This window comes from Streptacidiphilus jeojiense, assembly GCF_000719095.1.
GTDB lineage: Bacteria > Actinomycetota > Actinomycetes > Streptomycetales > Streptomycetaceae > Streptacidiphilus > Streptacidiphilus jeojiensis.
Genome location: NZ_JOEH01000009.1, coordinates 438,974 through 461,089, shown reverse-complemented (window position 1 = coordinate 461,089; position 22,116 = coordinate 438,974). Strand labels below are relative to the sequence as shown.

The 22,116-nt window shown below is 71.2% G+C and carries 16 protein-coding genes and 1 pseudogene; 10 read left to right on the top strand and 7 right to left on the bottom strand.

Annotation, left to right across the window (positions count from 1 at the left end; translation table 11 throughout):
* Positions 1-57 precede the first annotated feature (57 nt).
* The gene (locus IF29_RS0114555) at positions 58-660 is read left to right on the top strand and encodes a TetR/AcrR family transcriptional regulator (protein WP_030254127.1); all 603 of its coding nucleotides are present in this window, start codon (positions 58-60) and stop codon (positions 658-660) included.
* Positions 661-685: 25 nt separating this feature from the next.
* Here the strand turns inward: IF29_RS0114555 and IF29_RS46005 are convergent, their stop codons facing one another.
* Positions 686-1,369, bottom strand: a complete 684-nt coding sequence (locus tag IF29_RS46005) for a M23 family metallopeptidase (RefSeq protein ID WP_051725299.1) — start codon at positions 1,367-1,369, stop codon at positions 686-688.
* A gap of 438 nt (positions 1,370-1,807) precedes the next feature.
* Between IF29_RS46005 and IF29_RS0114545 the strand changes: the two genes are divergently transcribed.
* The 3 genes and pseudogenes from IF29_RS0114545 to IF29_RS47605 form a co-directional block, all read left to right on the top strand.
* Positions 1,808-3,346, top strand: a complete 1,539-nt coding sequence (locus IF29_RS0114545; protein WP_051725327.1) for an aldehyde dehydrogenase family protein — start codon at positions 1,808-1,810, stop codon at positions 3,344-3,346.
* A gap of 131 nt (positions 3,347-3,477) precedes the next feature.
* Positions 3,478-4,587, top strand: coding sequence for a ferritin-like domain-containing protein (locus IF29_RS0114540; protein WP_030254121.1), 1,110 nt, complete (start codon positions 3,478-3,480; stop codon positions 4,585-4,587).
* A 75-nt stretch (positions 4,588-4,662) separates the two neighbouring features.
* Positions 4,663-4,821: pseudogene (locus IF29_RS47605) on the top strand (type IV toxin-antitoxin system AbiEi family antitoxin domain-containing protein); the annotation flags it as partial.
* 769 nt (positions 4,822-5,590) lie between these two features.
* Here the strand turns inward: IF29_RS47605 and IF29_RS47600 are convergent.
* Together IF29_RS47600 and IF29_RS0114525 are read right to left on the bottom strand one after the other, a co-directional pair.
* A complete protein-coding gene (locus tag IF29_RS47600; protein WP_084714206.1) occupies positions 5,591-6,676 on the bottom strand; it encodes a lysylphosphatidylglycerol synthase transmembrane domain-containing protein in 1,086 nt (361 codons plus the stop codon).
* Positions 6,677-6,736: 60 nt separating this feature from the next.
* The gene (locus IF29_RS0114525) at positions 6,737-7,471 is read right to left on the bottom strand and encodes a class I SAM-dependent methyltransferase (RefSeq protein ID WP_198037449.1); all 735 of its coding nucleotides are present in this window, start codon (positions 7,469-7,471) and stop codon (positions 6,737-6,739) included.
* A gap of 213 nt (positions 7,472-7,684) precedes the next feature.
* Between IF29_RS0114525 and IF29_RS0114520 the strand changes: the two genes are divergently transcribed.
* A complete protein-coding gene (locus IF29_RS0114520; RefSeq protein WP_051725296.1) occupies positions 7,685-8,836 on the top strand; it encodes a glycosyltransferase in 1,152 nt (383 codons plus the stop codon).
* A 137-nt stretch (positions 8,837-8,973) separates the two neighbouring features.
* Here IF29_RS0114520 and IF29_RS0114515 read toward each other — a convergent pair whose 3' ends face one another.
* Positions 8,974-9,945, bottom strand: a complete 972-nt coding sequence (locus IF29_RS0114515; protein WP_084714203.1) for a glycosyltransferase family 2 protein — start codon at positions 9,943-9,945, stop codon at positions 8,974-8,976.
* 346 nt (positions 9,946-10,291) lie between these two features.
* Between IF29_RS0114515 and IF29_RS0114510 the strand changes: the two genes are divergently transcribed.
* From IF29_RS0114510 to IF29_RS0114495, 4 genes are all read left to right on the top strand, one after another.
* A complete protein-coding gene (locus IF29_RS0114510; RefSeq protein WP_030254110.1) occupies positions 10,292-13,060 on the top strand; it encodes a YfhO family protein in 2,769 nt (922 codons plus the stop codon).
* Between the two features lie 76 nt (positions 13,061-13,136).
* A complete protein-coding gene (locus IF29_RS0114505) occupies positions 13,137-13,469 on the top strand; it encodes a trypco2 family protein (protein WP_030254108.1) in 333 nt (110 codons plus the stop codon).
* Position 13,470: 1 nt separating this feature from the next.
* The gene (locus IF29_RS0114500) at positions 13,471-16,713 is read left to right on the top strand and encodes a serine protease (RefSeq protein ID WP_051725295.1); all 3,243 of its coding nucleotides are present in this window, start codon (positions 13,471-13,473) and stop codon (positions 16,711-16,713) included.
* Positions 16,714-16,791: 78 nt separating this feature from the next.
* Positions 16,792-17,619, top strand: a complete 828-nt coding sequence (locus IF29_RS0114495; protein ID WP_030254105.1) for a DUF1906 domain-containing protein — start codon at positions 16,792-16,794, stop codon at positions 17,617-17,619.
* A gap of 100 nt (positions 17,620-17,719) precedes the next feature.
* On the opposite strand, the gene IF29_RS0114490 is transcribed toward IF29_RS0114495, so the two are convergent.
* Positions 17,720-20,236: an ATP-dependent Clp protease ATP-binding subunit gene (locus IF29_RS0114490; protein WP_030254103.1), complete on the bottom strand. Its 2,517-nt coding sequence runs from the start codon at positions 20,234-20,236 to the stop codon at positions 17,720-17,722.
* 428 nt (positions 20,237-20,664) lie between these two features.
* On the opposite strand from IF29_RS0114490, the gene IF29_RS43535 reads away from it, so the two are divergent.
* On the top strand, positions 20,665-21,126 hold the full coding sequence (locus IF29_RS43535; RefSeq protein ID WP_030254101.1) for a hypothetical protein: 462 nt from the start codon (positions 20,665-20,667) through the stop codon (positions 21,124-21,126).
* 7 nt (positions 21,127-21,133) lie between these two features.
* Here the strand turns inward: IF29_RS43535 and IF29_RS0114480 are convergent, their stop codons facing one another.
* Both IF29_RS0114480 and IF29_RS0114475 read right to left on the bottom strand, forming a co-directional pair.
* Entirely contained in the window at positions 21,134-21,481 is a 348-nt protein-coding gene (locus tag IF29_RS0114480; RefSeq protein WP_030254099.1) for a histone-like nucleoid-structuring protein Lsr2, read from the bottom strand.
* A 127-nt stretch (positions 21,482-21,608) separates the two neighbouring features.
* On the bottom strand, positions 21,609-22,112 hold the full coding sequence (locus IF29_RS0114475; RefSeq protein WP_030254097.1) for an amino-acid N-acetyltransferase: 504 nt from the start codon (positions 22,110-22,112) through the stop codon (positions 21,609-21,611).
* Positions 22,113-22,116: the final 4 nt, after the last annotated feature.

Here is a 22,116-nt window from a genome sequence, read left to right as displayed (position 1 = left end):
ACCTACGCGCAGAAGTACGCGGCACCCCTCTCACCGGACAGGCAATCAGGCGGAGCGATGACCACCCAGACACCTCGCGGGGACACCCGGGCGCGCATCCTCGACATCGCCCTGGAACTGTTCGCCGAGCACGGGTACGAGAAGACCTCCCTGCGCGAGATCGCCGACCGCCTGGGGGTCACCAAGGCGGCGCTGTACTACCACTTCCGGACCAAGGAGGACATCCTCGCCGGGATCGTGGACACCATGAGCGCCCCCATCGAGGAGGCCATCGCCTGGGGCCGGGAACAGCCCTACAGCCCGGCACTGCGGGACGAGATCGTGCGCCGCTTCGCCGACGGCATGCAGTCGCGTCAGCCGCTGCTGCGGTTCTTCCACGAGAACCAGCCCACCATCCGCGAGCTCAAGGTGGGCGGCCGCTTCAAGGACCTGATGTTCGCGCTCACCCGGCTGATGCTGGGCCCGGAGCCGACCTTCGAGGACCGGGTGCGTGCCTCGATCTCGCTGATGACCGTCAATGTCGCCCAGTTCATCGGCCAGGCCTGCGCCGAGGACCCGGAGGCGTCGGTCGGACTGCCGGACCCGGACGGCCGCCGCGACGTCGCCCTGCGGGTGGCCCTGGACATCGCCGACCGGATCGGCCGGCCCGACCCGCTCTGACTCCTCCGCCCATGGCTCAGAAGTCTCAGAAGTCGCTGACGCCCTTGCCCCGCAGGAACGCCAGCGGGTCGACCACGGCGCCGTAGTCGTCGCTGATGCGGATCTCGAAGTGCAGATGCGGTCCGGTGGAGTTCCCGGTGTCACCCGAACGGGCGACCAGGTCACCGGCCTGCACCTGCTGACCCACCGTCACCGCGAAGCCGGACAGGTGCGCGTAGAGGGCGTAGTGGCCGTCCGCGAGCTCGATCACCACGGTGTTGCCGTAACTGGACTGCCAGCCGGCCGAGACGACGGTGCCGTCGCCGACCGCGAGCACGGCGGTGCCGGTGTCCACCGCGAAGTCGGTGCCGGTGTGGTAGCCGGCGGCGTACTCGCTGTCCACCACGCCGTACGCCTCGCTCAGCGCCGCGCCCGGGATCGGGGCCGACCACTGGGCCCGCGCCGGAGCGGCCGCCGCGGCCTGCTTCACCGTCGCGGCCCGCGCGGCCGCCTGCTGCGCTGCTGCCTGCTTCACCGCCGCCTGCCTGGCTGCTGCCTGCTGCCGGGCCTGCGCCGCGCGGATGGCGGGGGCGGCCGCCTCCTGCGCGGCGTCGGCGCTGCTGCCGGACACCACCGGGCCCACCACCACGGCGGGGCTGTTGGTCGCGGACGCCATGGCGGGCACCCCGATCGTGGCGAAGGCCAGCGCCCCGGTCGCGGCCAGTGCCATCAGGGCCGTCCGACTGTGCGCATGCCGTCTGCGGCGGGCGTGCCTAGCATGGGCGCTGTGCATCAGGGGTTCGACCTCGTCCTGCTCTCGGGCTGTCTCAGCTGCTGTTCGGGGCACCGGCCGGCAGCCGGATCCTCCGTTGTAACCAGGAGCGACGCCCATGCCCAAACCTCGTCGGACGGCCGGCTCCACTACTTCGCCTAGTAGGAGATTAGGGGACTTTGGCCGCAATACACCGAATCGCCGCTGATGCCGCGTGTACACCGGTACGTCGTCGTCTACTACTCCGGCTAGGACCGGGCCGCACCCACCGTGAGAAGGGCCACAGATCCCCGGGGCCGCATATCGCCCTCACAGCGGCTGTGCCACTCTCGGTGCCCTGATCCGGCACCGTGCACTGCTCCCTCTCCCTCAGTCAGGAGCGCCACCGTGACCCTCATGCTCAAGCCCGGGACTTCCTGGGACGACACCTACGCCCGCTGCCTGGCCGCCGCGCCCGAGGCGTTCACCCCCGACCGGCTGCTGAACCTGGTCCGTGGCGACTGGTACGCCGTGGGCACCCCCGGCGAGCACAGCACGCCCCTGGACGGCACCCCGATCCCCGGGCCGCCGAGGATCGGCGTCGAGGAGGCGGCGGCCGCGGTCGACTTCGCCGTCGCCGAGCACCGCGACTGGTCGTCGACCCCGCTGGACGAGCGCAGGGCGCGGGTGCTGGCCGCCGTCGAGGCGCTGGCCGCGCAGCGGGACCTGCTGGCGATGCTGCTGGTCTGGGAGATCGGCAAGCCCTGGCGGCTGGCCTGCGCCGACGTGGACCGGGCCGTGGACGGGGTGCGCTGGTACCTGGAGAACATCGAGCGCCAGCTGGGCGGGCGGACCGCGCTACCGGGCCCGGTCTCCAACATCGCCAGCTGGAACTACCCGATGAGCGTCCAGGTGCACGCCGAGCTGGTGCAGCTGCTGGCCGGCAACGCGGTGATCGCCAAGACCCCCTCCCAGGGCGGCTTCCACTGCCTCACGCTGGCGCACGCGCTGATGCGCCGCGCCGGGCTGCCGGTCACCCTGCTCTCCGGCATGGGCTCGCAGATCGCCGACTCGCTGATCCGCTCCCCCGGCCTGGGCGCGCTCGCCTTCGTCGGCGGACGGGCCAACGGGCGCCGGGCCGCGACCTCGCTGGCCGACCTGAACCGCCGTCACTTCCTGGAGCAGGAGGGCCTCAACACCTGGGGCGTCTGGGACTACAGCGACTGGCCGGCGCTGGCCGCGCACCTGCGCAAGGGCTTCGAGTACGCCAAGCAGCGCTGCACCGCCTATCCGCGCTACGTGGTGCAGCGCAGGCTCTTCCCGGCGTTCCTGGAGACCTATCTGGCCGTCCTCGGCAATCTGCGCTTCGGCCACCCGCTGGCCGTCGCCGACCCCGAGGCACCGCTGCCCGAGCTGGACTTCGGCCCGGTGATCCATGCCGCCAAGGCGGCCGAGCTGGTCCGGCACTTCGACGACGCGGTGATCGCCCGGGCCGTCCCGCTGCACCGGGGCACCCTGGCCGACGGGAGCTTCCTGCCCGGCCAGGACCTCGGCGCCTACATCGCCCCGGCGAGCGTGCTGGACCCGCCGCCCAACTGGGCGCTGCACCACTCCGAGCCGTTCGGACCGCTGGACTCGGTGGTGCTGGTGGACACCGAGTCGGAGCTGCTCGCCGCGATGAACGCGGGCAACGGTTCGCTGGTGGCCAGCATCGCCACCGACGACCCCGACTTCGCCGCCCGGATCGCGCCGGACCTGCTGGCCTTCAAGGTCGGCATCAACAAGCCGCGCTCGCGCGGGGACCGCGAGGAGGTCTTCGGCGGCCTGGGCGCCTCCTGGAAGGGCGCGTTCGTCGGCGGCGACCTGCTGGTCCAGGCGGTCAGCTACGGCCCCGAGGGCGAGGACGAGAAGCTCTACGGCAACTTCCCGGGCTACTCCCTCTATCCGGCCCGCTGACGCAGGCATCGGGGCATCCGCTCCGCTGACCCAGCTGGTTCACTCTGCCTGTTGACCCGTCAGTAACTTCGTGTGACGCTCCTCAGTGTGCCCTGCACCACCCCGCGACGCACACGACGAGGAGCGCCTCGATGTCGACTCATCCCCTCTACACCGTCCCGGTCGCCGAAGGAACCTGGACCGTCCCCGCGTCCGGAGCGGCGCGGTTCAACTGGGAGTACGACGACGGCCGGGACCGCCTGCTCGCGCTCTACCAGAAGGGCAAGGACAAGCAGTGGGACGCGGTGAAGCGGATCGACTGGTCCCTGGAGGTGGACCCCTACGACCCGCTCGGGCTGCCGGACGAGGCCATGGCCATCCACGGCACCCGGTACTGGGACAGGTTCGGCTCCAAGGAGCGGGCCGACCTGCGCCGGCACTACGCGTCCTGGCAGTTCAGCCAGTTCCTGCACGGTGAGCAGGGCGCCATGGTGTGCGCGGCCCGCATCGTGGAGTCCGTCCCGGACCTGGACGCCAAGTTCTACTCGGCCACCCAGACCATGGACGAGGCCCGCCACGCGGAGCTGTACTCCCGCTTCCTGCACGAGAAGATCGGGATGCTCTACCCGATCAACGACAACCTCCAGGCGCTGCTCGGGGACACCCTGCGGGACTCCCGCTGGGACATGCCGTACCTCGGCATGCAGGTGCTGATCGAGGGCCTGGCGCTGGCCGCGTTCGGGCTGCTGCGGGACACCACCAGCAAGCCGCTGCCCAAGCAGCTGCTGGCCTATGTGATGCAGGACGAGGCCCGGCACGTGGCCTTCGGGCGGATGGCGCTGCGCGACTACTACGCCGGCCTCTCCTCGGCGGAGCTCGCCGAACGCGAGGAGTTCGTGATCGAGGGCTGCTACCTGATGCGGGACCGGATCCGCGGGGTGGAGGTGCTGACCAACTTCGGCATCCCGCTGCAGGAAGCCGAGGAGATCAGCGAGCAGAGCGAGTACCTCCAGTTCTTCCGCAAGCTGCTGTTCTCCCGGATCGTGCCCTGCGTCAAGGACATCGGGCTGTGGGGGCCGCGGTTGCAGCAGGCCTACGTCGACATGGGCGTCCTCGAACTGGGCGACTCCAACCTCGACCTGCTGATGCAGCAGGACGAGGAGATCGCCGAGCAGCTGGACGCCGAGCGCTTCGCCGCCGAGGAGGCGGCCCGGGTCGCGGAGGTCGAGGAGGCCATCGCCGAAGGCGCGACCAGTTCCTGACCGATCATCACATCGGAGCCGGGTTATCCACAGGGCGGAGATGCGGTCCCGGCCCGGGCACGGCAGGCTCGGGCCATGACCCATTCCGCAGCAGTCTCCGCGCACCGCACCGTCGAGGTGCTCGCCCGCCGCCAGGGCGGCGTCGTCCTGGCCCGCCAGGCCCTGGAGGCCGGGCTGCCCCGGGACCAGATCCGCGTCCTGGTCCGCCAGGGGCGCTGGACGGCGCTGCACCACGGGGTGTACCTGACCACCCCGCCCACGGCCCGCGGCCCGGGCGGACGGCCGCCGCTGCTGGCCCGGGCCTGGGCCGCCCATCTGCGCTGCGGACCCAGCAGCGTGGTCGGGCTCGGCACGGCGGCCCGGCTGCTGCGGCTGCGCGGGCTGCCGTCCGAACCGCCCCATGTCGACGTCTACCTGCCGCGCGGCCGGCACCCCCGGCCGGATCTGCGGCTACGGCTGCACCTGGCGGCGCTGGGGCCGGGCGAGGTGGTCCGCCGCCGCGGCCTGCCGCTGACCTCGGTCGCGCGCACCCTGGCCGACCTGCTGCTGCGGCTGCCGGAGGAGCAGGGGCTCGGGCTGCTGGACTCGGCGCTGCACCAGGGGCTGCTCGCCGACCTCGGCGCGGTGGACCGCGCCCTGCGGTACCGGCCCCGGGCCGATCCGGCCCGGTCGCTGCTGCCGCTCGCGGACGGAAGAGCCGCGGCCCCGCTGGAGTCCGCGGTCCGGCTGGACTGCGTCCGCGGCGGGGTCGCCCCGGACCAGTTGCAGGTGGCCCGCGCTGCGTTCTGCTGGCACCGCGGGCTGCGCCGCCCGCTGCTCGGCGAGGTCTGCGGCCGGCGCGAGGGGCCGGCCCGCTCGCACCGCAACGGCCAGCCGCTGCTCCGCTTCGCCTGGGCCGACGTCAGCGAACCGGGCGGAGCGGCCGCGCTGGTCCGCGCGGCCCTGGACGAACTACGGGTCAGCGAGCGGCGGGGCGACGAGCTGCGGGTCGACGAGCGGCGGATCAGCCGCGGCCCTGGTCCCCCGGACTGCCCTCCGGGCCCCCAGGCCCCTCCTGCGCCGTGGCTGCCGCCGCAGCGGCGGCCCTGCCCCGACCGAGCCAGCCCGCCAGCGCAGCGACCAGCAGATCGGCCACGACCGTCAGCACCCTGGACACCAGCGCCACCGCAGTGGCCAGACCCACGTCCATGATCGGCGTCAGCATCGCGGCCAGGATGACGTCGCGTACCCCGGCGCCGGCCGGGGCGATGATGATCAGGAAGCCCACGCTCCAGGCGAAGGCGAAACCACCGATGGAGGGGGCCAGTGCCTTCAGGGCGGGGACGCCCATGCCCACCACCAGGATCCAGATCTGCAGTCCGACCAGCCCCCAGTACAGCAGGGACCAGGCCAGCGAGAGGGTGATCGTGCGACCGGAGACCCGGTGCTCCAGAGCCGGCCTGCGGGCCAGCTTGAGCAGCCGGTCCAGCAGCGGGTTGAGCAGCCGGGGGTGCAGCATCGCCAGGATCACCGGCACCGCGAGGAACGCCCAGCCGTAGCCGCCGGTCGAACCGCCCTGGAGGAAGGGGAGCGCGCAGACCGTGCAGAGCAGTCCACTGGCCACCGAGACCAGCATCGCGAGCGCGGCGGCGCTCGCCGAACGCCGCGGCGGGATCTTGTACGCCCGGCCCAGGTCCATCTGCGCCACCACGGACCACACCGAGCCCGGGAGGTACTTGCCGAGCTGGCCGACGAAGAACACCTGCGCGGCTCCGCGCAGCGGCGGCCTGGAACCGAACCCCGCCAGCAGGGTGCGCCAGCCCTGCATACTGGCCACCGACGCCACCAGGAGGGCCACCAGGGCCCCGACCAGGGTCGGCCAGCTCAGATCCGACAGCCCGGACTTGACCTGGCTCCACTGGGAGGCCAGGGCGTAGCCCCCGCCCCCGACGGCAGCCAGGACGAAGCCCACCCGCACGACCCGCCCCATCGGCCCCTTGCTCATGGCCGCGCGCACGCGCCCGACCCAGCCCGTCCGGGCCTCGGTCTCCGGGGCGTGCGTGTGCTGGGGAAGGTCCTGCTCAGCTTCGTTGACTACGGGGTCGGGCATGCGGGGAGCATATCCGCCCGACCTGAGACCGGAACCGGGCACCCGGCCCGGAGCGCCGGTTCAGGCCCCGGCTGTCGTGTCCTTGGTGCGGCGGGCTCGGACGACCAGGCCGGTGCCCTTCTCGGGGAACGCCCGCTGCAGGAAGCGGAACGGGTCGGTGCCCAGGCGGATGGCCGCACCGCGGAGCCGACCGCTCGGCTGGAACAGCCGCCCGGAGCCCGCGGTGCGCTCCTCGATCGACGTGTCCGCCGCACGCGCGAGCCTGCGCTTGCCGATGGCGTTGCGGATGCCCTCCAGGACGAAGCCCAGACCGGCGCCGCAGTGCAGCACCTCGACGTCCTCGAAGCCGGCGCTGTGCAGCAGTTCGGTCAGGCCGGCCGGGTCGTAGCGGCGGAAGTGCCCCACCAGCTCGTCCCAGGCGCCGAACCGGTCCTGGTAGGCCGGCACCGACAGCAGCAGCCACCCTCCGGGCTTCACCTTCCCGGCGAACTCCGCCAGCGCCGCCCGGTCGTCCTCCAGGTGCTCCAGCACCTCGAAGGCGCACACCATGTCGAACTGCTGGTCGCCCAGCTCCTTGGCCATCAGGTTCTTCACCCGGCCCCGGCCGACCGCGGCCACCCGCCCGCTGGCCACGGTGTACGAGGTCTCGTCCGGCTCGATCCCCAGGTAGTCGTCGTAGCGCAGCGCGAGTCGCGCCCCCACGGCTCCCTGTCCGCAGCCGATCTCCAGAACATCGGTCACCCCGTCGGGCAACAGCCGGGCGATCGCGTCGTACCTGAGCCACGTGTTGGGCATCAGTGGTGCGACCGCGTCCATGACCGGCGCCGTTCCCGGACGGTCTCCCGTCGTCCTGGCGTCCATAGATACCCCTCAGTGCGCTGACATCCTCCGACCGCGGTCACTCTAGCCCGTTCGGGGCGATCGCAGCGAGGGTTGATTTCCGGGCCTTGGACCGCACTCCCGGAGCCCGCTGCGGCCCCGACCGACCGGTGCCCTACTCTTCGTCCCATGCGCGTTCTGGTCTTCGGCACCTACGACACGTCCTCACACCCCCGGGTCGGCATCATCGCCGACGGGCTGCGGTCCCACGGCATGGACGTTGAGGAGTGCAACGTCCCGCTGGGCCTGGACACCGCGGGGCGGGTGGCCATGCTGGCCCAGCCCTGGCGGGTTCCGCTGCTGCTGCTGCGGCTGGCCGACCGCTGGTGGCGGCTGGCCCGGACGGCCCGGAAGATGCCGCGGCCCGACGTGATCCTGGTGGGGTACCTCGGCCACTTCGACGTGCGGCTGGCCCGGCTGCTGTTCCGGCGCACCCCGATCGTGCTGGACCACCTGATCAGCGCCAGCGACACGGCCAAGGACCGCAGGCTGTCCAGCGGCGGCCTCAAGCAGGTGCTGCTGCGGGCCATCGACGCGGGTGCGCTGAAGGCCGCCACCGTGGTCGTGGTGGACACCGAGGAGCACCGCCTGGCGCTGCCCGAGGCCGACCAGGAGCGCGCCGTGGTGGTGCCGGTCGGCGCACCCGGGTACTGGTTCGAGGCAGGCGCGGCGGCGGCAGCGGCCCGCGAGGCCGCAGACCCCGCCACAGACCCCGCTCCCGGCCCGCTGAGCGTGGTCTTCTACGGCCTGTTCACCCCGCTGCAGGGCGCTCCGGTGATCACCGAGGCACTGGCCGCGCTGGACGGCGCGGGGGTCGAGCTGACGATGATCGGACGCGGGCAGGACTCCGAGGCCGCCAGGAGCGCGGCCCCGACCGACGGCTCGGTCCGCTGGCTGGACTGGGTGCCCGCGGCCGAGCTGCCCGCGCTGGTGGCCGGTCACGACGTCTGCCTGGGCATCTTCGGCACCGGACCCAAGGCGCTGCGGGTCGTCCCCAACAAGGTCTTCCAGGGCGCGGCCGCCGGCTGCGCCCTGATCACCTCCGACACCGAGCCGCAGCGGCGCGAGCTGGGCGACGCCGCGGTGCTGGTACCGCCGGGCGACCCGGCGGCCCTGGCCGCGGCGCTGCGGAAGCTCGCCGAGGACCGTGGTGAGCTGGACCGGATGAAGCAGGCCGCCCGCGCCGCCGCCGAGGACCGCTTCGGCCCCGCAGCAGTGGTTCAGCCCCTGGTACTCCAGCTCTCCGGGGAGCGACCCCCCGTACCCCCACGGAACCCGTAGCAGGCGGAGCGCCGTTCAGTGCCCCGTCAAGGGTTCAGCCCCTGGTGAAGGTTCTCACCAGGGGCTGAGGAGGCTCTGCTGACGGGCCGACATCGCTCTCGGGCCCGGCCGGTGTCACCGGCCGGGCCCGAGCCCGTTCAGTCCTGCCGGGACCGCACGATCAGGTCGGCCAGCAGCGCCAGCGAGGCGACCAGCAGACCGGTGATGAAGATCAGCACGGTGTTGACGGCGAACCGGACCGGGTGCTCCACCATGTCGTACACGCCCTTGGCCAGGCCGATACCGATCAGCCACAGGGCGAGCGGCATCAGGACCTTGAGCGGGTTGAAGTACATCACCATGCGGAGGACCTGAAGGATGTACCGGTAGGCGTCCTTGACGAACCGGAACTTGGACTTACCCGCCCTTTTGGCGTAGTCGATCGGCAAGTAGCTGATGTCATGCTGATTCGACAGGAATGCAAGGGTGATCGTGGTGACGCAGGAGAATCCCGGCGGAAGCAGTCGGAGATACGGAAGCGCAACATCCCGTCGCATTGCCCGCAACCCGGAGTTCAGGTCCGGGATACGTTGACCCGCGAGCTTTTCTGCGATCTTCCGGACGACCCATTTGGCGGGGACGCGGAGGATCTTGTGCGACCCCTCCTCGGTGGTGCGCGCGCCGACGACCTGGTCGATGCTGCCGTCCTCGTCGAGCATCCGGACCAGCTCCGGGATGCGGTCGTTCGGGTAGGTCATGTCCGCGTCGGTCCAGACCACGATCTCGCCACGGGCCATCTGCGAGCCGATCCGGCGCACGGTGCCGGCCCCGCCGTTGCGGCGGAAGGCGATGGCCCGCAGGTTCGGGAACTCCAGCTCGGCTTCCTGGATCACCTTGAGGGTGCCGTCGGTCGAGCAGTCGTCGACGGCCAGCAGCTCGTAGGTGTAGCCGGACTCGTCCATCGCCTGGCTGATCCGCTTGAGCTCCAGCATGAGGTGCGGTTCCTCGTTGTAGCAAGGAAGCACGATCGAGACGTGCGGCCGGTCGGACGCATCCGCCTGGTCCGCCTGGCCGGCCTTGGCGGCCTGCGGCTCGGCCTCCTTGAAGGAGCGGCCGGGATCGGTGAGCATCACGCTGGGTATTCCTCTCGGGAGCCCCCGGTCCGCTTACGCACGGAGGCGAAGTTTTGGAGTGCCATCTTCCCCCCGGACAGCAAGCCCATACGGTATCCATGGCACGAGGTTTTGGCTATCCTCTCATTTTCACGGGATGATCGACTCCACGTCCCTCGCGGGGCGGAGCGACGGCATAGCGGGGATTCACAAGCGGGGGCACCCCTCCCGAGCCCCCCGCACCCGCCTCGCCTAGGCTCATCCGTATCCTCCGGACGTCGGCGCCGCCGGCCCTCATCCGACCGCGACACACCTGCCTGGGACCACGATGCTTCGACGCCGTAATCTGCCACGCCCGCTGAGCGTGCTGGCAGTCCTCGCCGCTGTGCTGTTCGCGCTCTGGGGCATCGGGGGTCAACTGGCCGGCAACTCGACGCTGACCGCCACCGACGAGATGGTCAGCTCCAGCCCCTGGCTGGATGCCGGTCTGAGCGGGCCGCCCACCCACAACTGGCTGCTGGACGACACCTACACCTCCGAACTCCCCTCGACCATCCTGTTCAAGCAGGAGCTCCAGAAGGGTGAGGGGACCGGCTGGAACCCCTACGAGGCCGGCGGTACCAACCTCGGGAACGTCCCCAACCAGGCGCTGTGGTCCCCGCTGACCGTCCCCTACTACCTGCTGCCGACCTGGATCGCACCCGCCTACGGGCGGCTGCTGGAGATCGTCTGTGCAGTCGCCGGCAGTTTCCTCTTCCTGCGCAGGCTACGGGTCTCCCCGGCCGCCGCGGTCACCGGCGGACTGATCTTCGCCGGCAGTGCCTTCATGGTGTCCTGGGTGGGGTTCCCGCAGACCCGGGTGGCCGCCTTCATCCCGGTGCTGTTCTGGACCCTGGAACGGCTGATCCAGGAGCGCAGGGTGCGCGACGCGGCCCTGGTCGCGATCCCGGTCGCGTCACTGCTGCTGGGCGGCTTCCCCTCGGTGATGGCCTACGCCATGCTCACGGCCGGCGTCTACACCGTGGTCCGGCTGCTGGCCGAGTACCGGACCACGCCGAAGCGGCTGGCCCTCACCGCACTCGGCGCGCTGGCCGGACTCGCGGCCGGGGCCGGGCTGGCGATGTTCCAGATGGTGGGCTTCCTCTACTTCTATCCGACCTGGCTGGTCCAGGGGCGCGCGCAGACCCCGCAGATGCACCTGGCCGCCATCAACCTGCTGGAGACGTTCAGCCCCTGGGTGTTCGGCACCGCCAATGTCACCCAGCAGCCGATGTTCATCCTGAAGCCCAACCTCGTCGAGGCCATGTCGTACATCAGCGCCGCCGCCGTGGTGCTGGTGCTGGTCGCGCTCGCGATGCCCCGCCGGGGCCGGGCGCTGCTGCCGCGCGGGGTCTGGATCGTGCTGTTCGCCCTGGCCGCGGGCTGGACCCTGCTGATCTACGTGGGCGGCGCGCCGCTGGAGGTGCTGCAGAAGCTGCCGGTCTCGCGGGCCCTGTTCGCGGCCAACTACATCGGTCGCAGCCGCAGCATCCTGGACTTCCTGCTCGGCGTCCTCGCCGCGGTCGGCTTCGACCTGCTGCTGCGGCGCCGTGCCGAGCTCCCCCGGCTGACCGGACGTCTGGCCCTGCTGCGGGTGTGGCCCTTCGTCCTGGGCGCGGGGATCCTCGCGCTGGGCGCCGTACTGGTGGTCCACGGCCACCACGCCGTGGTCGCCACCCACAACAGGGCGTCCGTGCAGGCGTTCAAGCACCATCTGCTGATCGGCGCGCTGATGCTCGCCGCCGCCGGAGCCTGCGTCCTGATCCTCCGTCTGGTGCGCCGCCCGGACCCGGCCTGGGGCCGCAAGCGGACGCTGCTCGTGCTGCGCTTCGCCGCCGCTGCGGCGCTGCCGCTGCTGGTCGCCGCCCAGGGCGGCGCCTACATGTCGGCGTACTACCCAAAGTCCAGCAAGACCGCCTTCTACCCGGAGACGGACACCCACAGGTACCTGGCCGCCAACCTGGGCGGTCAGCGTTTCGCCTCGTCCAGCAGCGGCATGGTGTTCGGTACCAACGCCGCCTACGACCTGCGTTCGGTGAACGGGCACACCTTCATCAACGCGCCCTTCGCGACACTGGTCGAGCAGATTCCCGGCAACCCCATCTTCTTTGAGACCTACATCGACTTCAACGCCGACCACGCCCAGGCGACCAACCCGGTGCTGGACCTGCTCGGCACCAAGTACTTCGTGACCGCCCCGAGCGACCCGGTGCTCGGCAACCCGGTGAACGCGCCCACCGACGGCACCACCACCACGCTCCAGCCCGGCACCACGGTCACCGTGCCGGTCACCCAGACCGGCCCGCTGCGCGGGATCGCCGTGACCGCCGCCGACACGCTGCAGACCGGCAGCACCGAGACGCTGGAAGTAGTGATCAAGGACGCCTCCGGCCGGACGGTGGCCACCAGCAACCGGCTGACCAACACCATCTACAAGGGCGTCGGATTCAACGTCCCGGTCGCGGCCGACAGCGTGGCCGCCGGCACCACGCTGACCGCCAGCCTCACCGTGCACGGCAGCACCCCGCTCACCGTGGCCGCCGACCAGGGGGCGCCGGCGCTCTCCACCATCGAGGGCGAGGACGACGGGCTGCGGCTGGTCCACGTCGACGACTCCGCCATCTACCTGCGGCTCAACGCCCAGCCGAGGATCCGCTGGGCCTCCACCGCCACGGTCGTGCCCGACCAGGCGGCCCGGCTCGCCCTGCTCTCCTCCGGCAAGGTCGGCGCCGACCAGGTCGTGCTCAACTCCCCCGGCCCCGCCGCCTCCGGGCAGTCCGCGAGCGTGGACGTCACCAAGGACGGCACCGACACGGTGACCACCGAGGTCGACGCCAAGGGCGCCGGCTACCTGGTCGTCGCCGACGCCGACCAGTCCGGCTGGGTCGCCACCGTCGACGGCAAGTCCGCCGCGCTGCTCCCCGCCGACCAGGGCCTGGTCACCGTGGCCGTGCCGGCCGGCAAGCACACCGTCACGGTGCGGCTGGCCCCCCCGCACGCCACCCTCGGCTACGCTGTCAGCATCGCCACCGCGGTCCTGCTGCTGCTGGCCGTCGGCGGCGAGGCCTGGTGGCTGCGCCGGCGGCAGGGCTGAGCCGCCCGAACTCCTGACGGAGGGCCCGGACCTGTCGTACCGTCGGATCTCCAGATCATGACGCTCCGGGGGATCCGTGTCCGACTTCAGCGAGATCGAGCTCTCCACCGCAGTCCGTGCCATCCGTGAACAACTGGTCCGGGCCGCCCTGGACGGGGCCGGCGCCCCGATCCGTTTCGAGGTCGGCCCGATCCAGATGGACTTCGCGGTGGAACTCCGCCGCGAGGCCGGGGCCAGGGGCGGGGTGAAGGCCTGGGTGCTCAGCGCCGAGGCCGAGGCCAAGGCGTCGCGGGCGACCACGCACCGGGTGTCCTTCACGCTCACCCCCAAGGACGCCGTGAGCGGCGCCCCGATCGAGGTCGGCAACCAGGAGCCGGGCGGGACCTCCAGGTTCGGGGCCGGCAACTGAGATGGCGGCGCACCCCCAGCGGCAGCGCATCGCCGCCGTCTTCGGCACCAGCCAGGGCAGCGGCTACCTGCTCACCCCCTGGCTGGTGCTGACGGCGGCTCATGTGGTCCGCGGAGCCGAGCAGCCCACCGTCGTCGTTCCCGGGGGGACCGGTCCGCAGCACTGCTCCGTCGCCTGGACCCGCTACGACGAGGAGTGCGACGCCGCGCTGCTGCTCTCCGAACGGGAGTTGGTGCCGTCCCGGAGCTTCCGCGAGTTCAGCACCCTGGTCTGGGGCAAGGTCGACGACCTCGCGCCGCTCCCCGGCGCGCATGCCATCGGCTTCCCCGCGGTCGCCGGTGCCGACGGCGAACTGGACGGGGAGCAGCTCTTCGGCACCCTGAAACCCGGTTCGGGCCTGCTGCGGCACCGCCAGGTCCTGGACAGCCTGCACGGCGCACCCGCGGCCCGGCCCGACGGCGGCTCACCCTGGGCGGGCTTCTCCGGATCGGCCGTCTTCGTGGAGAACCGCCTGGTCGGCGTCGTCCGCGCGGATCCGGCGCAGTGGCGGCACGGACGGGTGGAGATCACCCCGGCCACGACCATCCTGGACTCCCCGCTGTTCAAGCCCACCTGCGACAGCAACAACAACGCCCTGGCCTGGAAGCGGGTGCGCACCCCGGTCGACGACTTCGAGGAGCGCTACCGCGCCTTCGTCGTGAGGCAGTCCAGCACCCTGCACATCATCGGACTGAGCCGGGGCGGCGACGAGGACGACTCCTGGCCGCTGGACACCAGCTACCTCAGCCTGGAACTGCTCGGCGGCTCCGCCGCGCAGGACGCCGACGAGCAGGGGCCGACGGCCCAGCGCGCCGAGCAGGCCCTGGCCGGCCACCGGCGGGTGCTGGTGCGCGGATCGGCCGGCTCGGGCAAGACCACCCTGCTGCAGTGGCTCGCCACCGCCACCGCCCGCCGCGACCTGCCGTCCCCGCTGTCCGACCTGGACGACTGCGTCCCGCTGCTGATCCGGCTGCGCGCCGTGGCCCAGCGCGACGAACTCCCCAGCCCCGAGGAGTTCCTGGCCACCGTCGCCCGACCGCTCAGCGGCAGCGCCGGGTCGGCCGGCTGGGTCACCGCGCAGCTGGCGGCCGGCCGGGTGCTGCTGCTGGTGGACGGCGTGGACGAGGTCCCGGAGGCGGACCGGGCCCGGACCCGCCGCTGGCTGCTGGACCTGCTGGACGCCTACCCCGACTGCCGCTACGTGGTCACCACCCGCCCCTCCGCGGTCCGCGAGGGCTGGCTGACCCAGGCGGGCTTCACCGAGCTGGAGCTGCTGCCGATGAGCCGCAGCGACGTCTCCGCCTTCATCGGAAAATGGCACACCGCAGCCGGTGACGACCCCCGGCTGCCGGAGTGGTGCGAGAAGCTGCGCACCGCTGTGGTCACCAAGCAGGACCTGGGCCGCCTCGCCAACAGCCCGTTGATGTGCGCGCTGATCTGCGCCCTCAACCGCGACCGCAACGGCTACCTGCCCGAGGGCCGGATGGAGCTCTACTCCGCTGCCCTGGAGATGCTGCTGGTCCGCCGCGACCGCGAACGCGGCATCCTCGGCCAGGACGGGCTCCGGCTGACGGTCGATCAGCAGACCCAGCTGCTGCAGCGGCTGGCCTACTGGCTGGCCAAGAACGGGGCGGTGGAGATCGACCGGGAGCTGGCCGTCCGCAAGCTCGCCGAAGCCCTCCCGGCGATGCCCGCGATCACCGCCGACGCCGAGCAGGTGCTGCACCACCTGCTGGTCCGCAGCGGCCTGCTGCGCCAGCCCACCGCCGACTCCGTGGACTTCGTCCACCGCACCTTCCAGGACTACCTCGCCGCCAAGGCCGCCGTCGAGGACGAGGACTTCGGCCTGCTGGTCGCCAACGCCGTCGACGACCAGTGGCACGACGTGATCCGCATGGCCGTCGGCCACGGACGCCCCCGAGAACGCGCCGCGCTGCTGCGCTCGTTGCTGCTGCGGGCCGACGAGAACGGCGACAAGCGGCTCTGGCTGCTCGCGGCTACCTGTCTGGAACACGCGACCGAACTGGACCCCGCGGTCCGACAGCAGGTAACCGACCGCACCGCCACGCTCATCCCGCCGCAGGACACCGAGGCCGCCCGGGACCTGGCAGCGGCCGGACCGCTCATCCTCGGACTGCTCCCCGGCCCCGAGGACCTGGAACAGACCACCGCCTACGCCGTGGCGGTGGCCGCCACCACGGTCGCCACCAGCCAGGCCATCCCGCTGATCCTCCGGTACGTCGACCATCCCTCGACCAACGTCCGCGGCCAGCTCACCTCGGCCTGGGACCGCTTCGACACCGTGGAGTACGGCGAACGGGTCATCGCCCGACTGGCCTTCCACGACACCTTCCGCTTCATGGTCAAGTCCCGGGAACAGCTGGAGTTCCTGAACACGCTGGGCCACCGCCCGCGCATCGAGTGCTCCGGTCCGCTCACCATGGCGGACCTGGCGCTGCTCCCACCGGGGCTGGACCAGCTGCGGCTGCACGACATCCCGAACCCGATCGATCTCGACGACGTACTGGGGCGCACCCGTGCCCGCAACTTCTGGCTCAGCGACTGCACCAGCCCCATCGACCTCGGCCCGCTCCCCCACCACCCGGTGGAGGACCTCTACCTGCACACCAACACCGAGCTGCGGAACGCCGCCGCGCTCGGCGACTCCGCCTCCATCCGGGTGCTCGGCATCGTCAGCGAGACCGAGATCCCGGGGCTGGCCCTCCCGCCCGGCCTGACCCACCTCCACATCGGCCGTTACGAGTCCGGCCCCCGGCTCTGGGAGCAGCTGGGCTCCCTCGGCGGACTGGCCCACCTGTCCTTCGACGCCCTCCGCACCACCGCGGCCGACCGCGGAAGGCTCCCGGAACTCACCCGGCTGCGCCGACTCCGGATCAGCCACGAGGACCTCGCCGAGCTCCCCCGACAGCGCCCGCTCCCACAGATCAGCAAGCTGGAGCTGCTGGTACCGAGCCGGATCGGCCACATCGCCGAACTGACCCGGGTCTACCCGAACATCCACAGCCTCACCCTGGCGGTGGACGGCACCGAGCCGCTGGACGAGTCCCTGCTGGCCTCGGACCTCAGCGACCTGTACGGCTGCCAGGTCGAGATCCAGCACTACCAGCCCCCCGTCCCGCTCTCCATCTTCGGCATCAGCCAGGGCGCCCGGCCCACCTCGGTCAGCACCTTCGCCATCCGCTGAGCTCGGCAGGGCAGGACACGGCACCGGCCGAGCCGGGAATATCCGGATCAGTCAGTTCCGGGTGTTAGAAAGGGCCCTGTGTCCACCGCGCTGCGTCTCTCCACCGTGCTGGTCGTGCTCGGCGTCCTCGGAACCGTACCGACGGGCACCGCCACCGCGGCCGACCTGGTACCGGCGCCGGGGAGGATCTTCACCGGTCAGGTCTTCGACGCTTGCACGGCTCCCGCGCTGAGCACGATGGACGCCTGGAAGGCCGATCCCGCCAACCGCTACGGCGGGGTCGGCGTCTACGTCGGCGGCAGCAGCCGGGCCTGCGACCAGCCGCAGCTCACCGCCGCATGGGTGGCCGCAGTGGATGCTTCCGGCTGGAGCATCGTGCCGATCTACGCCGGCGCGCAGGCTCCCGACCGGACCTCGGCCAACCGGATCAACGCCGCCACCGCCACCTCACAGGGCCGGGCCGACGGCGCCGAAGCCGCGGGGGACGCCGGCGCGCTCGGTATCGCCCCCGGCAGCCCGGTCTACCTGGACATGGAGGCCTACGACCAGAAGGACCCGACCGTCGCCGCCGCGGTACTCGACTACACCCGGGCCTGGGACGCCGCCATGCACGCCGAGGGCTACCGGGCCGGCTTCTACAGCAGCGCCGACTCAGGCATCACCGCGATGGGCGCCGCTGCCCGGGCCGGCACCACCGACCTGCCGGACGACCTGTGGATCGCGCGCTGGGTCGGCGACACCTCGAAGGTCATCACCTCGACCTCGGACCCGGTCCTCCCGGACACCCTGTGGACCGGCCGGACCCGGTCGCGGCAGTACCTGGGCGGCCACACGGTGACGCTCGGCGGCGTCGCCCTCGGCATCGACACCAGCTACTGGGACGCTCCGGTCGCCGTCGTCGGCTGATCGGCGGCAACGGCTGGTCTGCGACGACGGCGACACGCCGCAGGGCCCGGCCCCCCTGTCGGGGGGCCGGGCCCTGCGTACGTGGTGCCGACCGTGCCGGTCAGCCCTTGGTGAGGTCCGGGCCGCTGGCGGCGACCGGCGGGGCGTCCGCCACCGGGACCTTGTCGGCGCCGGTGAAGGTGAACTTGGCGTTCTTGCCCTCGCCCTCGACGTCGACCAGGACGATGTGGCCGGAGCGCAGCTCGCCGAAGAGGATCTTCTCGGAGAGCACGTCCTCGATCTCGCGCTGGATGGTGCGGCGCAGCGGGCGGGCACCCAGGATCGGGTCGTAGCCACGCTTGGCCAGCAGGGACTTGGCGGCGGGGGTCAGTTCCAGACCCATGTCGCGGTCCTGCAGCCGGCCGTCCACCTTGGCCGCCATGAGGTCGACGATCTGGATGATGTCTTCCTCGGACAGCTGGTGGAACACCACGATGTCGTCGACACGGTTGAGGAACTCGGGGCGGAAGTGCTGCTTGAGCTCCTCGCCGACCTTGTTCTTCATCCGCTCGTACCCGGTGGACAGGTCGCCCTGGGCAGCGAAGCCCAGGTTGAAGCCCTTGGAGATGTCCCGGGTGCCGAGGTTGGTGGTCATGATGATGACCGTGTTCTTGAAGTCGACGACCCGGCCCTGGCTGTCGGTCAGCCGACCGTCCTCCAGGATCTGCAGCAGCGAGTTGAAGATGTCCGGGTGGGCCTTCTCGACCTCGTCGAAGAGGACGACCGAGAACGGCTTGCGGCGCACCTTCTCGGTGAGCTGGCCGCCCTCCTCGTACCCGACGTAGCCGGGAGGCGAGCCGAACAGCCTCGAGACGGTGTGCTTCTCGCTGAACTCGGACATGTCCAGCTGGATCAGCGCGTCCTCGTCGCCGAACAGGAACTCGGCGAGGGTCTTGCTGAGCTCGGTCTTACCGACGCCGGACGGGCCGGCGAAGATGAACGAGCCGCCGGGGCGCTTGGGGTCCTTGAGGCCCGCACGGGTGCGCCGGATGGCCTGGGAGAGCGCCTTGATGGCGTCCTTCTGGCCGATGACGCGCTTGTGCAGCTCGTCCTCCATGCGCAGCAGCCGGGAGGACTCCTCCTCGGTGAGCTTGAAGACCGGGATGCCGGTGGCCGTCGCCAGCACCTCGGCGATCAGCTCCTCGTCCACCTCGGCGACGACGTCCATGTCGCCGGCCTTCCACTCCTTCTCCCGCTTGGCCTTGGCCTGCAGGAGCTGCTTCTCCGAGTCGCGGAGCGAGGCGGCCTTCTCGAAGTCCTGCGCATCGATCGCGGACTCCTTGTCCCGACGGACGCCCGCGATCTTCTCGTCGAACTCGCGCAGGTCCGGCGGCGCGGTCATGCGGCGGATGCGCATGCGCGAGCCGGCCTCGTCGATGAGGTCGATCGCCTTGTCCGGCAGGAAGCGGTCCGAGATGTAGCGGTCCGCCAGGGTCGCCGCGGCCACCAGGGCCGCGTCGGTGATGGAGACCCGGTGGTGCGCCTCGTAGCGGTCCCGGAGGCCCTTGAGGATCTCGATGGTGTGCTTGAGCGAGGGCTCGGCGACCTGGATCGGCTGGAAGCGGCGCTCCAGCGCGGCGTCCTTCTCCAGGTGCTTGCGGTACTCGTCGAGCGTGGTGGCGCCGATGGTCTGCAGCTCGCCCCGGGCCAGCATGGGCTTGAGGATGCTGGCCGCGTCGATCGCGCCCTCGGCGGCACCCGCACCCACCAGGGTGTGGATCTCGTCGATGAACAGGATGATGTCGCCGCGGGTGCGGATCTCCTTGAGCACCTTCTTCAGGCGCTCCTCGAAGTCACCGCGGTAGCGGGAGCCGGCGACCAGGGCGCCCAGGTCCAGGGTGTAGAGCTGCTTGTCCTTGATCGTCTCGGGCACCTCGCCCTTGACGATCGCCTGGGCCAGGCCCTCCACGACGGCGGTCTTGCCGACGCCGGGCTCGCCGATCAGCACCGGGTTGTTCTTGGTGCGGCGGGACAGCACCTGCATGACCCGCTCGATCTCCTTCTCGCGCCCGATCACCGGGTCGAGCTTGGACTCGCGGGCCGCCTGGGTGAGGTTGCGCCCGAACTGGTCCAGGACCAGCGAGGTCGAGGGGGTGCCCTCGGTCGGGCCGCCGGCCGTGGCCGACTCCTTGCCGCCGCCCTGGTAGCCGGACAGCAGCTGGATGACCTGCTGCCGGACCCGGTTCAGGTCCGCGCCGAGCTTCACGAGGACCTGGGCGGCGACGCCCTCGCCCTCGCGGATGAGGCCGAGCAGGATGTGCTCGGTCCCGATGTAGTTGTGGCCGAGCTGGAGGGCCTCGCGGAGCGACAGCTCCAGGACCTTCTTCGCCCGAGGAGTGAAGGGGATGTGGCCGGACGGGGCCTGCTGCCCCTGCCCGATGATCTCCTCAACCTGCTGGCGGACCGCCTCGAGCGAAATCCCGAGGCTCTCCAGGGCCTTAGCGGCGACACCCTCACCCTCGTGGATCAAGCCCAGGAGGATGTGCTCGGTGCCGATGTAGTTGTGGTTGAGCATCCGGGCTTCTTCCTGAGCCAGGACGACAACCCGCCGCGCGCGGTCGGTGAACCTCTCGAACATCGTTAATCGCTCCTCAGAGCGGTCGGGCAGTGAGGGGTCGGTCCCCTCCCTGTCCTTCCGCATGCTAGTCCCGGAGGCCGGAACAGCTCACTTCAACCGCCGACACCCCACCGTCCCGCAATGCTCGCGACGGCGGACAATGACTCCAACCGAATGCTGCGGGATGGTGTTCCCGCAGGCCAGGCAGATCCACCTGGAAACGCTACGCCGACGGCGAACGCTTCCCCCGACACGCCGCGAGGATTCGGCTGTGAAGCCCTCACATGGGCATTCATACCCGCAGTGCACCCGGGTCCATACCGACTTTCCGGCATCAGGTGTTCGCCTACCGAGAAGTCGGACGATCGGTGCGGGCCGGGCGCGTGACAGCACGCAGCGGAAGGGACTCCCAGCGTAACCGGGGCCAGGTGTCGCGAGTTGGGCAGCATGTGACCACCCATCAGCAGGCGGCCGGCCCCGGCATCCGACAGGGCACCCGACCCGGCATCGGCCTCGGAACCGGCCCTGCGGCCGAACGCCATGACGCCGTCGAGGCGCCGCTGGCCGCGGGGCTGGCCGCGCTGGCGCAGATGCGCAGGCGTGGCCGGCCCTGCGGCCAGGTCGCCGTGGAGGGCGACCGGCTGCTGCTGCGGCTCGCCCCCGGCAGTGCCGGGGACGTTCCCGAGCTGCTGCGCTGGCTCGGCTGGGGGCACCTGGACGGCGTGCTGCGGACCCGCCCCATGCCCGCGGTGCCCCGGCAGACCCGCTGCGGGGCCCCAGAAGGTGCCCACGACGCCACCCAGGACGCCGCCTCCGGCGCCCTGACCGAGCGGCACCTGCCGCAGGCCCTGGACACCCTCGCGGACGCCTGCGCCCGCGCCCTGATGGAGCGGAGCGGCACTGCGGGCTGATCCGGCGTCAGCCGTTGGCCTTCTCGTAGGCCTCGCGGACCGTGCTCGGCACCCGGCCGCGGTCGTTGACCTCGTGGCCGTTCTCCTTGGCCCAGGCACGGATCTTGGCCGTGTCGGGGTTTCCGCCCACCGGACGCGGCGAACGGCCACGGCCGCGACCGCCGCTGACAGCGCCGCGACCGCTCTGCTTGCGGCCCTTGTCGGTGTACGGAGCCAGCAGCTCGCGCAGCTTACCGGCGTTCGTGTGCGTGAGATCGATCTCGTAGGCAACCCCGTCGAGAGCAAACGTCACCGTCTCGTCCGCCTCGCCGCCCTCGAGATCATCGACAAGAAGGACCTGGACCTTCTGCGCCACGGGCTTCCCTTTCCTCAAAAGCACGGATTACTTGTAGGAAAGGAAACCCTCTTTCCGGCGAAAATTCAAACCCTCTGCCCGAAGTGCTGTCCCGGCGACCTTCCGAACCGCCCTTGACGAACCCGGGTCAGAGGTGCAAGAGCATCCGTGTGTTGCCCAAGGTGTTGGGTTTGACGCGTTCCAGATCGAGGAACTCCGCAACACCTTCGTCGTAGCTTCGCAGGAGCTCCTCGTACACATCGGCGTCCACCGGAGTCGCTCCGATCTCGACGAAGCCGTGTTTGGCGAAGAAGTCCACTTCGAACGTCAGGCAGAAAATGCGACGGACGCCGATCCAGCGCGCGGTCTGGGTCAACTTCTCCAGAAGGCGGTGCCCGATGCCGGTGCCGCGGCAGGAGGCGTCCACCGCCAGCGTGCGGACCTCGGCGAGATCCTCCCACATCACATGCAGTGCGCCGCAGGCGACGACCTCGGCGTTGTCGTCCCGCTCGGCGACCCAGAACTCCTGCACCGACTCGAACAGGGTGACGGTGGGCTTGTTCAGCAGGATCCGTTCGCGCGCATAGCCGTCCACCAGCCTGCGGATGGCCCGTACATCGCTGGTCCGCGCGCGGCGGATCGTGAGCTCCATGGGG